Annotated in this window: 14 protein-coding genes; 3 read left to right on the top strand and 11 right to left on the bottom strand. The window is 59.5% G+C overall.

The annotated features are described in order from the left end of the window. Nucleotide 1: 1 nt before the first annotated feature. From CBB62_02615 to CBB62_02600, 4 genes are read right to left on the bottom strand one after another with little or no spacing between them, the layout of a single operon-like run. A complete protein-coding gene (locus CBB62_02615; protein OUT41266.1) occupies nucleotides 2–241 on the bottom strand; it encodes a heme exporter protein CcmD in 240 nt (79 codons plus the stop codon). A 40-nt stretch (nucleotides 242–281) separates the two neighbouring features. After that, nucleotides 282–1,046, bottom strand: coding sequence for a heme transporter HemC (locus CBB62_02610; GenBank protein ID OUT41265.1), 765 nt, complete (start codon nucleotides 1,044–1,046; stop codon nucleotides 282–284). A 57-nt stretch (nucleotides 1,047–1,103) separates the two neighbouring features. Next, nucleotides 1,104–1,817: a heme exporter protein CcmB gene (locus tag CBB62_02605; GenBank protein ID OUT41264.1), complete on the bottom strand. Its 714-nt coding sequence runs from the start codon at nucleotides 1,815–1,817 to the stop codon at nucleotides 1,104–1,106. Then, nucleotides 1,814–2,449 (bottom strand): heme ABC exporter ATP-binding protein CcmA, encoded by a 636-nt coding sequence (locus CBB62_02600; protein OUT41263.1) that lies wholly within the window; start codon nucleotides 2,447–2,449, stop codon nucleotides 1,814–1,816. Before CBB62_02600 ends, CBB62_02605 begins: the two co-directional genes overlap by 4 nt. 177 nt (nucleotides 2,450–2,626) lie before the next feature. On the opposite strand from CBB62_02600, the gene CBB62_02595 reads away from it, so the two are divergent. From CBB62_02595 to CBB62_02585, 3 genes are all read left to right on the top strand, one after another. Next, nucleotides 2,627–3,199 carry a hypothetical protein gene (locus CBB62_02595; protein ID OUT41262.1) on the top strand — a complete coding sequence of 191 codons (573 nt, stop codon included), beginning with the start codon at nucleotides 2,627–2,629 and terminating at the stop codon, nucleotides 3,197–3,199. A gap of 97 nt (nucleotides 3,200–3,296) precedes the next feature. Beyond that, nucleotides 3,297–3,890 carry a hypothetical protein gene (locus CBB62_02590; protein OUT41261.1) on the top strand — a complete coding sequence of 198 codons (594 nt, stop codon included), beginning with the start codon at nucleotides 3,297–3,299 and terminating at the stop codon, nucleotides 3,888–3,890. Next, entirely contained in the window at nucleotides 3,890–4,723 is an 834-nt protein-coding gene (locus CBB62_02585) for a hypothetical protein (protein ID OUT41260.1), read from the top strand. Before CBB62_02590 ends, CBB62_02585 begins: the two co-directional genes overlap by 1 nt. Nucleotides 4,724–4,743: 20 nt before the next feature. Here the strand turns inward: CBB62_02585 and CBB62_02580 are convergent, their stop codons facing one another. The 7 genes from CBB62_02580 to CBB62_02550 all read right to left on the bottom strand — a co-directional run bounded on the left by CBB62_02580 (nucleotide 4,744) and on the right by CBB62_02550 (nucleotide 13,317). Continuing rightward, nucleotides 4,744–5,979, bottom strand: a complete 1,236-nt coding sequence (locus CBB62_02580; protein OUT41259.1) for an AMP-dependent synthetase — start codon at nucleotides 5,977–5,979, stop codon at nucleotides 4,744–4,746. A gap of 39 nt (nucleotides 5,980–6,018) precedes the next feature. Further along, nucleotides 6,019–6,879 (bottom strand): ABC transporter ATP-binding protein, encoded by an 861-nt coding sequence (locus CBB62_02575; protein ID OUT41258.1) that lies wholly within the window; start codon nucleotides 6,877–6,879, stop codon nucleotides 6,019–6,021. A gap of 79 nt (nucleotides 6,880–6,958) precedes the next feature. Continuing rightward, a complete protein-coding gene (locus CBB62_02570) occupies nucleotides 6,959–8,296 on the bottom strand; it encodes an ABC transporter permease (GenBank protein OUT41257.1) in 1,338 nt (445 codons plus the stop codon). Nucleotides 8,297–8,417: 121 nt separating this feature from the next. Then, nucleotides 8,418–9,497: a branched-chain amino acid ABC transporter permease gene (locus CBB62_02565; protein OUT41256.1), complete on the bottom strand. Its 1,080-nt coding sequence runs from the start codon at nucleotides 9,495–9,497 to the stop codon at nucleotides 8,418–8,420. 22 nt (nucleotides 9,498–9,519) lie between these two features. After that, a complete protein-coding gene (locus tag CBB62_02560; protein ID OUT41255.1) occupies nucleotides 9,520–10,458 on the bottom strand; it encodes a branched-chain amino acid ABC transporter permease in 939 nt (312 codons plus the stop codon). A gap of 17 nt (nucleotides 10,459–10,475) precedes the next feature. After that, entirely contained in the window at nucleotides 10,476–11,315 is an 840-nt protein-coding gene (locus CBB62_02555; GenBank protein ID OUT42603.1) for an ABC transporter ATP-binding protein, read from the bottom strand. A 37-nt stretch (nucleotides 11,316–11,352) separates the two neighbouring features. Continuing rightward, nucleotides 11,353–13,317 carry a long-chain fatty acid--CoA ligase gene (locus CBB62_02550; GenBank protein ID OUT41254.1) on the bottom strand — a complete coding sequence of 655 codons (1,965 nt, stop codon included), beginning with the start codon at nucleotides 13,315–13,317 and terminating at the stop codon, nucleotides 11,353–11,355. Between the last annotated feature and the right edge of the window lie 10 nt (nucleotides 13,318–13,327).

The following is a 13,327-nucleotide window of genomic DNA, read 5'->3' as shown; positions in this document are numbered from 1 at the left end:
TTCAGTTGCTGTTCTGTGACTGTTCGAGATCGACAAGACGCTGCCGCCAGCGCCGCGTATAGGCGATGCTGACCCCAACCAGACCGGCCAGACCGACGCCGGTGATGGCATAGGCTGCCCAGACATATGCTGCGTACTGATCCACGGAAATAGGTGTCCTGACCTGTTGTGCCCGATATTGCTGGCGGCAACTTAGGGACTGGCGGGCAAGAATGCTAGGTTTTGCGACCCTGTATCGCATTCATGTTATCAGGCCATGTTATCCGGGGTCGTGACCTTGATCAGGCCTGCCCGGTATTTTCGGCCCCGACCGTCACCTGTGCCGCGCCCTGCATTGCCTGACGCTGCATCCGCATCTGCCAGCGACGGCGCGCAAGTTCGCCCTTCAGCCGCATGAGGATCAGCGCACCGCCCAGCGCCATGAAACCGAGCGCCATGATCATCAGCGGCCAGATCATGCTGCTGTGAAGCGCCGGGCTGTCGAGCCGGGTGATGCTGGCCGGTTGATGCAGGGTATTCCACCAGTCGACCGAGAACTTGATAATCGGCAGGTTGATCGAGCCGAGCAGGACCAGTATCCGCCCGGCGGCATCGCCGCGCTGGGGCTGATCGAAGGCATCGACCAGCGCCAGAAACCCTAGATAGAGGAAAAACAGGATCAGAACCGAAGTCAGCCGGGCATCCCATACCCACCAGACGCCCCAGATCGGCTGGCCCCAGATCGCACCGGTAATCAGGCAGATGGCGGTAAAGCAAGCCCCCACCGGTGCCGCAGCGCGCATATAGAGATCAGCCAGCGGGTGCCGCCAGACATAGCCAGAAATCGCCGCACCGGCCATGGTGGCATAGACAAACAGCGCCATCCAGGCGGCAGGCACATGCACATACATGATGCGGACACTGTCGCCCTGTTGGTAATCCGGCGGTGACCCGAACAGCGACAGATAGAGGCCCACAGCAATCAGGCCAGCCGCCAGCAGCCACAGAACCGGCAGGACCGGTGCGGTCAGTTTCTGGAACCGTGCTGGGTTGGCGAAGCGGTGCATGGGCTCGGGTTATCTCATCAAATCACAAAAAGAACATGGCGGTCGGTGTTTTGAGCATCAAGCACTGTCCCGGATCAAGGCACGTATTGCCGCGCCACCGGCAGCAATCGCGACAGGCAGGCTGCCGAGGCAGAGTGCCGCCAGTATCTGCAGCTCGGTAACCGCCACCTCACCCAGCAGGCTGCGCTGGATCGCGGCGGCACCGAATATCAGCACCGGCAGTTGCAGCGGGAACAGCAGCAGGGCGAGTAATGCCCCGCCCTGACGGGTACCTGCGGTCAGTGCCGATCCGGCCATGCCAATGGTGACCAGCGCCGGTCCGCCAAGCAACAGCGCCAGCGCACCGGGGAGCATAACAGCAGGCGGCACCGCAAGCAGCGCAAAAATCACCGGCGAGACCAGAACCAGCGGCATGATGGTGACAATCCAGCAGGTCACGATCTTGGCCGTGATGATCAATTCGGCACTGGCACCAGTAAACAGCAACTGTTCGAGTGAGCCATCGCTGTGATCGCTGCGGATACCGCGCTCCACCGCCATGGTGACCGCCAGCAGGGCGGCGATCCAGACCAGACCGGGTGCGACGCCGCGCAGCGTCGCGCTGGCCGGTCCGAGGCCGAGAGGCGCCAGCACCAGCACCAGAAAATAAAAGATAAATACGGTCGCGGCATCGCCCCGGCGCTGCCAGAGCGTGCGCATTTCCCGCCCGATCAGCCGAACCAGCAGCAGCCACCAAGGGGCGAAAGATGCAATGCCAAGCTCCCGGTTCATGCCGCCACCGCCAGATCAAGCATGCGGATATCATCGAGTGGCAGCACCTCGTGGCTCGCCAGAACCGTGAGGCCACCGCGCTCCCGATGCTCGCCAAGCGCGGTCATGAGTGCATCGCGGGCATCGGCATCAAGCGTCACTGTTGGTTCATCAAGCACCCAGATCGGTCGGTCCTGCTGACACAGCCGGGCGAGATCGACCCGGCGGCGCTGGCCTTGCGAGAGATACTGCACCGGACGGTCGCGCAAGGGCGTCAGCCCCCAGCGCGCCAGCAGCGCATCATCGGCAACAGCCGGTAAACCGGCGAGCCGCGCGGTCCGGCGCAGATGTTCGGCGACGGTCGGGCCGGGCTTCAGCCCCGGCTGCACGGCAAGCCAGCCGATCTGTGCCATCCAGAACGGATCAAAAGCCCTGACCGTCTCGGCCGGTCCGCCGAACCCGTGGCGCAACTCGCCGAGCAGGGCCGGCAGCAGCCCGGCCAGCACACGCAGCAGGCTGGTCTTGCCAACCCCGTTCGGGCCGGTCAGTTGCCAGATCGTGCCACGGGCAAGGCTGAGGTCGAGCGGTTGGGTCAGGGCCATGCCGCCACGACCAACCACAAGCTGCTCGGTTGAGATCAGAATATCCGTCATGCCCAAGGCTCTTATTGTGCTTCGCCCGGACAGGCAAGCATCCCATTGCTTAACGAAGTCCGTTCCGCCCGGACGTGGCACTAACGGATCATCAATAATTGTCCGCTACGCTTCATATCAGAACAGCGATCCGGCCTGTTTGAAATGCCGGTGTGATCCCAGAAAGGGAATGGATCGATGAATGATATGCGAGATACGGCCCGTCACGAAACCAACGATGATTTCGTCTATGAGGGCAGACCACTGACCGAGGAGTTGCCCGCCGATACCGGGGTGATTGAATCGGTTCTCAAGGGCCTTGGCCTGACACTGGTACACCGGGTATTCCCGGACCCGGTACGTGACCCGACACAGGTTGCGCTCAGACTGCGGGCCGGGGTTCGCCAGATCGGACGCACACTGGTTCTGAAAGGACGGCGCACCGGCGATGGTCACCTGATCATCATCAGCGGCAAAAATCAGGTCAGCCTGCGTAAACTGCTCAAGATCACCGGCGAGGAACTGGAACGCCCGGACGAGAAGTTCATGCGGCAAGTGGTCGGTTATGACGCCGATGGCGTACCGCCCTTCGGCCATCGCCAGAAGCTGAAAACCTATATCGACAAGGATATGATGACGTTCCACAACGCGTGGTTCCCGGCGGGCTCGCCCCGGATGTGGATGTTCCTGCGCACCGATGTTGTGGCCCAGGCCACCGGCGGCAGGCTCTATGACCTCAAGGTGGAGACGCCCAAAAACAAGTCCGCATAATCCGCACCCAAGAATATCCCCCGATGCGGCGTCCCACTCTACAGCAAGGATCTTCAACCATGGTTGAACGGGGGACAAGGGGATGCGCTTTCGACGATTGCTCGGCATCATGGCTATCGGTGCCACGGCACTGTTTGTCGTCGGCTATGTCATGTTTGTTTTCGAGCTGCGCCGGTTCGAGAAAAAGATCGCCGACAATATCGCACGTAAAGATGCCTGGTGCGCCACGACACTGAACCAGTGTCGTGATGATATGATTGTTGCCCGGGCCGAGGCGATCTCGCCATCCAGCCTGTATCTCTCAGATTTTCAGGGTGAAGGCCGGAGATACGGCAACAGAAATATTGTGCAAATCTGGGGCATCTCCACCACGCATAATGCGCTCAACGATCTGTATGCCCGCGCTGCGGTCACTGATCTGCTGCATGAATATGGCCCTTGGGTTGCCTGTTGGGAACGCAGCACCGGTAGCTTCAGCTGCTCCGGCCTCGGCCAAACCCTGCCCGCCGAAATGCCGGTCTATAACCCGAGCACCGATATTGCCCTGAAGATAATCGAGAACGGCTTTGCCGGTTTCTTCAGTCCCGACGGTATCAAGCCAATGCCGACATGGGCATTCGCGCCCGAACAGCCACCGATCAGCCTGAGCGGGCTGTATCTCAATGCAGCAATCAAATCAGGAGCCCGGTAATGCAAAAGCACCTTATTGTCTTGGCTGGCATGTTCTGGATCGCAGCTGCCACGCTGATCGTCCGGGAGTTGAATACAGGCTTCAAAAGAGCCGATCATCAGGTAACAGCCTATAACAATGCGCAGGGCATGAAGCCTGTCAGTATTTATCAGGACATATGGATCAATCCGGCCATAAAGCTTCCGGGATCCAGCCGATCCGTGCGCTCATCGGATGATGTCGTGAACATGGTCCGTGTCGAAGGCAAGGTTTTGAGCGATCAACCGATTAATACCCACGCCCCACCATCCTTCGGTTACGCCCCGCTGCACCGCCCCATGATTACGGGAGGCTATAACGGCATATCACTGCGTCTCGTGGTTGAACGCCATAATGGCAAGATGCCTCATGAAGTGCCGGAGATCATCGACCTGACACTGGCAGGCGTCGATACGCAGCCCGCCTTCGTTGATCCGCAATGGCTAGTGACAAGCCTGACATCCATCCTTGAGGACAAGCATTTTCAGCTGATTTGTGATGTCGTTGATGCTGACAAGTCAAACCCCTTGGGCCGTTGCTGGCTGCCGCCCGATGCAGATGAAACAACTGACGTCGGGCAATCGCAATCAGCGTTCAATCATGACATCGGGTTCCAGTTGCTGTCCGCAGGGCTGATAACGCGACAACCGATACGTGATGACAATGACGCCAGATTGCGTGCCGCCTTTGATGACGACAATCCGAGCCAGAGCTTTGATAATCTGTACCGTGCTGCCGAGCATCAGGCCCGCCAGCAGCAAATGGGCATCTGGCATCGCTATCGGGACAATCTCAGTACTGCCTCGGCCAACTGACCGGGCCGGGCCACTATCGCTCAGGCCTCGTAGTTGCGGATGTCGTCGATCACCTTGCCATCATTCGGCAGGCTGTTGGGTGCGACGATCTCCACCTTGCCGCGCAGCTTGACGATATCCTGCAGGCTGCTCGCTACCGCATCGGCAATGCTGCTGTCGGTTGCCTCGATCTTCAGGGTCATGATGTCGCCGCCATCGGCACGATCAACCACCAGACGGCTTTTCGCAATTTGGGGGTGCCGTTTGGCGAGGGCCGCGAGCTGTTCCGGGCGCACGAACATGCCCTTTATCTTCGCCGCCTGATCGGCACGGCCCATCCAGCCCTTGAGGCGCATATTGCGCCGACCACAGGGGCTTTCCCCGGCCAAGACAGCGGACAGATCACCGGTGGCAAACCGAACCAGCGGATAGGCCGGGTTGAACAGGGTAACCAGTACCTCGCCGACCTCGCCCTCCGGGACCGGATCGCCGGTGCCGGGCCGGACAATCTCGACCAGCACATTCTCATCCACCACCAGCCCTTCCCGTGCCGGGGTTTCATAGGCGATCAGGCCGAGATCGGCGGTACCGTAATTCTGGTACACCGCCACGCCGCGATCGGCATACCATGCCCTGGCATCGGGCATCAGCGCACCACCACCGACCGATGCCTTGACCATGCGGCTGGTATCGAGTCCGAGGCTGTCGGCCTTCTCCAGAATGACTTTCAGGAAATCGGGCGTGCCGGTATAGGCGGTACAGCCGAGATGGGCCATGGCCTGTGCCTGACCCTCACTGTTGCCGGTTCCGGCCGGAAACACCGGACAGCCCAGTGCCCGCGCGGCTGAATCAAACAGGAACCCGCCCGGCGTGAAGTGATAGCTGAAACAGTTTTGGACCATGTCGCCCTTGCGGAACCCGGCAGCGAACAAGGCACGACCAAAGCGCCAGAAATCAGCCCCCGCACCCTGCGGCTCATAAATCGGGCCGGGGGAGACGAACAGATGCACCATGTCATCCAACGGCTGCCCGTCAAACCCACCGAAGGGCGGTTTCGCCGATTGCCGCTCGACCAGCTCCGATTTTCGGGTTACCGGCACCGTTGCCAGCGCTGCCCGGTCGGTAATCGCGGTCGGATCAATATCGGCCAGCAACTCGGCATAGGCCGCGCTATGGGTCCGTGCATGGGTCAGCTGGGTTGTCAGCGCGGCAAACAGCGCCGCCTCGCGCTCATCATGGCTGCGGGTTTCCAGATCATCATAATGTTCAGTGGTCATGGGACCCCTTCCGTTCGGCAGCAGGTTTGACAGATCAGATCAGCTCAGCCAGCGCTTGCGGCGTTTGTAGTTCTTCACATCGCGGTAGTTCTTCTTACCCGCCGAGGAGACGCCGAGATAGAACTCCTTCACATCCTCATTCTCGCGTAATTCCTTCGCCTCGCCATCCATGACGACGCGGCCATTCTCGAGGATATAGCCGTATTTAGCGTATTTCAGCGCCACATTGGTGTTCTGTTCGGCGAGCAGGAAGGTCACGCCCTCCTTCTCATTCAGGGCTTTGACTATCTCGAAAATCTGCTCCACCAGCTGCGGCGCGAGGCCCATGCTGGGCTCATCCAGCAGGATGATATTCGGCTTGGCCATCAGGGCACGACCGATGGCGGTCATCTGCTGTTCACCGCCCGAGGTATAGCCCGCCTGGCTCTTGCGCCGCTCTTTCAGACGCGGGAAATAGTTATATACCATCTCCAGATCGGCATTGATCTGACCACGCCCGACCCCGCGGGTATAGGCGCCGGTAAGCAGGTTTTCTTCAACCGTCAGATGTTCAAAACAGTGCCGCCCTTCCATCACCTGAATGACACCACTCTTGACGAGATCATTGGGGGTCAAGGTATCGACACGCCTGCCGCTGAAGGTGATCGACCCTTTGGTCACCTCACCCCGTTCAACGCGCAGCAGATTGGAAATGGCTTTCAGTGTTGTGGTCTTGCCGGCACCGTTACCGCCGAGCAAGGCGACGATCTGGCCCTTGTTGACCGCCAGTGAAACGCCCTTCAGCACCAGAATCACATGGTCATAGATGACCTCGATATTGTTCACCTGCAGCAGGGCATCAGGCGCAACATCAGCCGGGTTGGAATGACCTACATGGCGGTTTGCTGCGGTATCGGACATCTGGAAACTCCGTATCTGGCGGCGCGGTCAGCATGGTACCGGCGGCGCATCGCTGCGCCGCCGGTTACCCGTCGTGTTATCAGGAATCGCAGCGATCGAGCGGCAGGCCTTTTTCCTTAGCATACTGCTCGGCAGACTCCTTGTAGAGTTCACGGATCAGCTCCTGGTTCGGCTCGATCCAGTCGGAAGCAGCCTCCCACTTCTCGCCGTCCCATTGCTGGATGCGCAGTTTACCGCCACCCTCATGGTCCTCACAGCTGAGCTTAATCGGCTCCATCATGCCTTCAAAACCGGCTTGTTTGAGCACATCGGCACTGAGGTCGAGGTTCTCGAAGCCCCAGCGGATTTCCTCACCGGTCAGCGGACGATTGCCGTATTTGCCCATGGCGGTACGGATTGCCTCGGTCACGAACAGCATGTTGATCAGGCCGCGGTTGTAACCGACCTCACCGACCTTGTCCCGGCTCTCGGCGGTGCCGTTACCCTTGTCATAGACATGCTTCAGGATGTCCTGAACCACCGGGTAATCCTGCCCCACACCGTTGAAGGTACCGGATTTATAGCCCTTGGCGGCAGCACCGGCCGGGCGCACATCAGGCTCGGAACCGGACCACCAGACACCGATGAACTTGTCCATTGGATAGCCGACAGCAGCGGCCTCCTTGATCGCGGTGGAGTTCATCACACCCCAGCCCCACATCAGGGTCCAGTCGGGACGCAGGCGACGACCGATCTGCAGCCAGGTTGATTTCTGCTCCAGACCCGGATGCGAAACCGGGAACAGGTGGAAATCGAAACCATACTTCTTGGACAGCAGTTCGAGGGTCTTGATCGGCTCCTTGCCATAGGCACTGTCGTGATAGACCAGCGCAATCTTCTTGCCCTTGAGGTTGTCATAGCCGCCCTCTTCATCCGCGATGTAATGGATCATCGCATCGGCTTGACCCCAATAGGTCGCAGGCGGGGTGAAGACATAGGGGAAAACCCGGCCATCGGATGCATCGGCGCGGCCATAGCCCATGGACAGGATCGGAATTTTATCCTGCGCCGAGCGGTCGAGCAGCGCATAGGTGATGCCAGTGGAGAACGGGAATACCGCCGCACCGCCGGTCGGGCCGTTATTCTTCAGACGTTCGTAGCATTCAACGCCACGGTCGTTGTTGTACTGGGTTTCGCATTCCTCGAAGGTCAGCTTGACGCCGTTGATGCCGCCATCACGCTCGTTCAGCATTTTCATATAATCCTGAAACGCATCGGCAACCGGAATGCCGTTCGGTGCATATGGGCCGGTACGAAAAACCAGCAGCGGAACAAAGATTTCGCCCTCTGCCCGTGCGGTTGCTGGCTCGGTTGCCCAAAAGGCACCGGCACCGATAACGGTAGCCACGGCCAGCGCTGTCAGACGCTTGAAATTCATGCTCGTTTCCTCCCTGGTTGACGAGACGGTAGTTATGGGGGACCGGATTTATGCCCACACTGCCCTTTTGCGGCGGCCACGGTCCCAGCGGCCATGTGCGGGTGTTTTGTTTGTTCATTTATCAGTGCGGGAATGGCCAGAGCCGGAGCTTCTCCTTGCCTATCTGCCAGAGCCGCGCCATCCCGTGCGGCTCGGCGATGAGAATGATGATGATCAGCGCACCGAGGATCATGTATTCGAGGTGACCGATGGTGGCGATGTCGATATGCAGCCCGATCATGGCCGGGGTCTGGCTGATCAGGATCGGCAGCATGACGATGAAGGCCGCACCCATGAATGACCCGGTAATGCTGCCCAGCCCGCCGATGATGACCATGAACAGCACCTGGAACGAGCGGTCGATCTGGAACGCCAGTGCCTCGACCGACGAGGTATAGACAAAAGCCCAGAGCGCACCGGCGATCCCGATATAGAACGAGCTGATGGCAAAGGCCGAGAGCTTGGCGGTAATCGGCTTGATGCCGATGATTTCGGCGGCGATATCCATGTCGCGGATCGCCATCCATGTCCGCCCGATCCGGGAACGCACCATGTTCTTCGCCAACAGGGCCATGACCGTGACCATGCCAAGTGCGAACAGATAGCGGTCAACCGCAGAGGCGCTGGAACCGGTAACACTGAAGCCGGGGAATAACTCGCGCGGCGGGGCCGAGATCACGCCCGAGGCACTGTGATTGGTCCACCAGCCGAACTTGTTGAACATCCAGATCAGGAAGAACTGCGCCGCCAGTGTCGCCACCGCCAGATAGAACCCCTTGATCCGCAGGCTCGGCAGGCCGAACAGCACCCCGACCATCGCCGTACCGACCCCGGCCAGAATGAACACCAGCAGGATATTCATCTCTGGAAAGCCGGTCGTCAGCTTGTAGGCAAAGAACGCGCCACAGGCCATGAAGCCACCGGTGCCGAGGCTCAACTGGCCGCAATAACCGGTCAGGATATTGAGCCCGATGGCCGCCATGGAGAACACCACGAAGGGCAGCATCAGCGAGGTCAGGAAATACTCGGTGCCGAATACCGGAATGGCGATGAAGGCAATGGCGAGGATAATCGCCATGCCGATCTTGTCCTGCAGGATCGGGAAAATCGCCTGATCTGCCTGATAACTGGATTTGAACTGTCCGGCCTCGCGGTAAAACATGATCTATTCTCCCTGCCCTGACCTAGACGCGCTCAATGATCTTTTCGCCGAACAGGCCCTGTGGCCGGAACAGCAGGAATACCAGCGCCAGCATATAGGCGAACCAGTCCTCGATGGCACCGCCGAAGGCAGGGCCCCAGAAATTCTCCGCGATCTTCTCGCCCGCACCGATGATCAGACCGCCGACAATGGCACCGGGGATCGAGGTAAAGCCGCCCAGGATGAGCACCGGCAGCGCCTTCAGCGCGATCAGCGAGAGCGAGAACTGCACGGTGACCTTGGCTCCCCACATGATCCCGGCCACGATGGCCACCACACCGGCAACCGACCAGACGATCACCCAGATATGATTGAGCGGAATACCGACGCTGAGGGCCGCCTGATGGTCATCGGCCACCGCGCGCAGGGCGCGACCGATCTTGGTTTTCTGGAAGAATACCGCCAGCACGGCCACCAGAATGGCCGCGGTCGCCCCGGCAACCACATCGAGCTGATTGACGAAGACTTCGCCATTCGGCCCCAGCTCGAAATTGCCGTTGGGCAGCTGGAAGGCGAAGCTCTTCACATCCGACCCCCAGACAAGCTGGCCGAAACCGTCGAGGAAATAGGTCAGGCCGATGGTCGCCATGAACATGATGATATGTTCCTGATTGACCAGCGGGCGCAGGACCAGCCGTTCCACCGAATAGGCGAGGCCGATCATCACTACCATGGTCAAGAGGATCGCCAGCCAGACCGGCATGCCATATTCCATCAGCCCGACAATGGTCAGGGCAGAAAACAGCACCATGACCCCCTGCGAGAAGTTGAACACGCCAGACGCCTTGAAAATCAGCACGAAACCGAGGGCAACCAGCGAGTACATGACCCCGGTCAGCAGCCCGCTGATCAGCACTTCGAGGAAGAAATACGGATATTCCGCAATCTCGGTGAAGGGGGTGATGAAGATGGCTTCAAACATGGTTCCCTATCGCTCCCTCAATCATGTGCCACGCCGAGATAGGCGTCGATCACCGCCTGATCCGAGCGCACTTCATCGGGTGTGCCATCGGCCAGCTTGCAGCCGTAATCGAGCACCACCACCCGGTCGGAAATATCCATGACCACGCCCATATCGTGTTCGATCAGGGCCATGGTGGTGCCGAACTCGTCATTCACATCGAGGATAAAACGGCACATATCCTCCTTCTCTTCGACATTCATCCCGGCCATGGGTTCATCGAGCAGCAGCAGTTCCGGCTCGGCGGCCAGCGCCCGGCCCAGCTCGACCCGCTTTTGCAGGCCATAGGGCAGTTTGCCGACCGGGATCTTGCGGATATGCTGGATTTCGAGGAAGTCGATGATGCGTTCACAGAACTCGCGATGCTCGATCTCTTCCTTCTGGCCCGGTCCCCAATAGAGCGCCTGCATCAGCCACGGTTGCTTCATCTTCAGCACCCGACCGGTCATGATGTTGTCGAGGGTGGACATGCCCTTGAACAGGGCGATGTTCTGGAAGGTCCGGGCAATGCCCTGCTTGGCCGCCTGATGCGGACGCATCTTCTTGCGGGTGACGCCTTTATAGGTGATCTCGCCTTCCTGTGGGTGATAGAAGCCGTTGATAACATTGAGCATCGACGACTTGCCCGCCCCGTTCGGGCCGATGATGGCACGGATTTCATGGGCCTTGATGTCAAAGCTGATATTGGTCAGCGCCTTCACGCCACCAAATGACAGCGAAATATTCTTGACCTCGAGCAGGGTCTCACCGACCCGACTCTGCGGGGTGTTCGCCGGCTGGACGGTGGCATCGGATGCTGCACCACCACCTGTGGTCATCTCGTCAGTTACCGATTGCTCCGACATTACCCCTCCCTTATGCTGCCACCGGCTGTCCGGCCAGTACGATTTCAGTGTCCTCAATCGCCAGATCGGCCTTGATCATGCCCTTGCGACCATCCTCGAAGGTGACTTCGGTCTCGATATAAGCCGATTTGGCATCGGAGAAGAGCGCGGTAATCAGCGGCTCATACTTCTCACCCACATGCTTGCGCCGCACCTTGCGGGTCCGGGTCAGCTCGCCATCATCGGCGTCCAGCTCCTTGTGCAGGATCAGGAACCGCTTGATCTGACAGCCCGACAGGTTCGGATCATTGGCGAGGTCGCGGTTGACCTGCTCCACATTGTCCTTGATCAGGTCGTAAATCTCTTTCCGGCCTGCGAGGTCGGTATAGCCGGAATAGGCGATATTGCGGCGCTCAGCCCAGTTGCCGGCGGCCTCCAGATCGATATTGATCATCGCGGCCACATAATCATGGCCGTCACCGACCGCCACCGCTTCCTTGATGAACGGGAAGAATTTCAGCTTGTTCTCGATATATTTCGGCGCGAACAGCGAGCCGTCGGTCAGCTTGCCCACATCCTTTGCCCGGTCGATGATCTTCAAATGGCCATCGGGCTCCATTACCCCGGCATCGCCGGTATGGAACCAGCCACCCGCCTTGGCTTCCTCGGTCGCCTCGGCATTCTTGAAATATTCCTTGAAGATCCCGGGCGAGCGGAACACCACCTCACCGTTATCGGCAATTTTCAGCTCGACGCCGGGAACCGGCACACCGACCGTATCGGCCCGCACCTGATCCGATGGCTGAATGGTGACGAACACCGCCCCCTCGGTCATGCCGTAGATCTGTTTGACGTTGATCCCGAGCGCGCGGAAGAAGTTGAAGATGTCCGGCCCGATCGCTTCCCCGGCGGTATAGGCGATACGGATACGGGTAAAGCCGAGCACGTTTTTCAGCGGGCCATAGACCAGCCTCTCGCCGAGCCAGTATTTGAACCGGTCAGCGCCGGATACGGGACGGCCCTCGAGCAGGTCGATACCGACCCGCGCGGCATGATCCATGAAGGTCTTGTACAGCCAGCGCTTGAAGCGACCGGCATCTTCCATCCGGATCGCAACCGTAGTCAGGATATTCTCAAAAATCCGCGGCGGGGCGAAGAAATAGGTCGGCCCCAGCTCGCGCAGGTCGAGCAGCACGGTCTCCGCACTCTCCGGGCAGTTGACCGTGAAGCCGGTGACGAATTGCTGGCCATAGGAGAACAGGTGATCCCCGGCCCAGGCCATGGGCAGATAGGCGAGCACATCCTCATCCGCCGTCAGTTTTTCGTATTCGGCAGCATTCTTCGACATGATCAGCACATTGTCGAAGGTCAGCATGGTGCCTTTCGGCCGCCCGGTGGTACCGGAGGTATAGAGCATGATCGAGACATCGGAGCCGCGCCCCTTCTTGCACTCGGCCTCAAAGAAACCGGGCTTTTCCTTATGCCATGCGCGACCACGTTCCTGCACACTGTCCAGCGATTGCAGGAACTCTTCGGTATAGTTCCGCAAGCCACGCGGGTCGTCATAGATGATCTGCTCGATCGGCACGTCCTCACGGATCGCCAGCAGCTTGTCCACCTGCTCCTGATCCTCGACCAGCGCAAATCGCACTTCGGCATGGTTGAGGATATAGGCCATCTCCTCGACCACACTGTCCTGATAGATCGGTACCGGCACGCCGCCGAGCGCCTGTGCCGCCGTCATCGCCCAGTAGAGATGCGGGCGGTTATCGCCAATGATCGCCAGCCGGTCGCCATGCTTGAACCCCATGGCAGCGAGACCGTTTGCCATTGACCGGATTTCGTCGAGCGCCTGCGCCCAGCTCCATGACTGCCAGATGCCGAATTCCTTTTCCCGCATGGCAATGGCGTTCGGGCGCTTGCCGGCATGCTCAAGCAACAGTTTCGGGAAGGTATCAATACCGGTTGAGATAATAGCAGCAGCACCGTCAGGCATGGTGATCTCC

Origin of the sequence: Micavibrio sp. TMED2 (genome assembly GCA_002168225.1) — a bacterium.
In the GTDB taxonomy this organism is placed as follows: Bacteria; Pseudomonadota; Alphaproteobacteria; order TMED2; family TMED2; genus TMED2.
Note: the sequence above shows the minus strand (reverse complement) of the source record. Positions and strands in the feature narration are given on the sequence as shown.

What these genes read in the sequence shown, in the direction of transcription:
- CBB62_02560 (OUT41255.1), bottom strand. Translation starts at nt 10,458, where the DNA reads ATGTTTGAAGCCATCTTCATCACCCCCTTCACCGAGATTGCGGAATAT.
- CBB62_02605 (OUT41264.1), bottom strand. Translation starts at nt 1,817, where the DNA reads ATGAACCGGGAGCTTGGCATTGCATCTTTCGCCCCTTGGTGGCTGCTG.
- CBB62_02565 (OUT41256.1), bottom strand. Translation starts at nt 9,497, where the DNA reads ATGTTTTACCGCGAGGCCGGACAGTTCAAATCCAGTTATCAGGCAGAT.
- CBB62_02615 (OUT41266.1), bottom strand. Translation starts at nt 241, where the DNA reads ATGCGATACAGGGTCGCAAAACCTAGCATTCTTGCCCGCCAGTCCCTA.
- CBB62_02550 (OUT41254.1), bottom strand. Translation starts at nt 13,317, where the DNA reads ATGCCTGACGGTGCTGCTGCTATTATCTCAACCGGTATTGATACCTTC.
- CBB62_02585 (OUT41260.1), top strand. Translation starts at nt 3,890, where the DNA reads ATGCAAAAGCACCTTATTGTCTTGGCTGGCATGTTCTGGATCGCAGCT.
- CBB62_02600 (OUT41263.1), bottom strand. Translation starts at nt 2,449, where the DNA reads ATGACGGATATTCTGATCTCAACCGAGCAGCTTGTGGTTGGTCGTGGC.
- CBB62_02595 (OUT41262.1), top strand. Translation starts at nt 2,627, where the DNA reads ATGAATGATATGCGAGATACGGCCCGTCACGAAACCAACGATGATTTC.
- CBB62_02555 (OUT42603.1), bottom strand. Translation starts at nt 11,315, where the DNA reads ATGACCACAGGTGGTGGTGCAGCATCCGATGCCACCGTCCAGCCGGCG.
- CBB62_02610 (OUT41265.1), bottom strand. Translation starts at nt 1,046, where the DNA reads ATGCACCGCTTCGCCAACCCAGCACGGTTCCAGAAACTGACCGCACCG.
- CBB62_02570 (OUT41257.1), bottom strand. Translation starts at nt 8,296, where the DNA reads ATGAATTTCAAGCGTCTGACAGCGCTGGCCGTGGCTACCGTTATCGGT.
- CBB62_02575 (OUT41258.1), bottom strand. Translation starts at nt 6,879, where the DNA reads ATGTCCGATACCGCAGCAAACCGCCATGTAGGTCATTCCAACCCGGCT.
- CBB62_02580 (OUT41259.1), bottom strand. Translation starts at nt 5,979, where the DNA reads ATGACCACTGAACATTATGATGATCTGGAAACCCGCAGCCATGATGAG.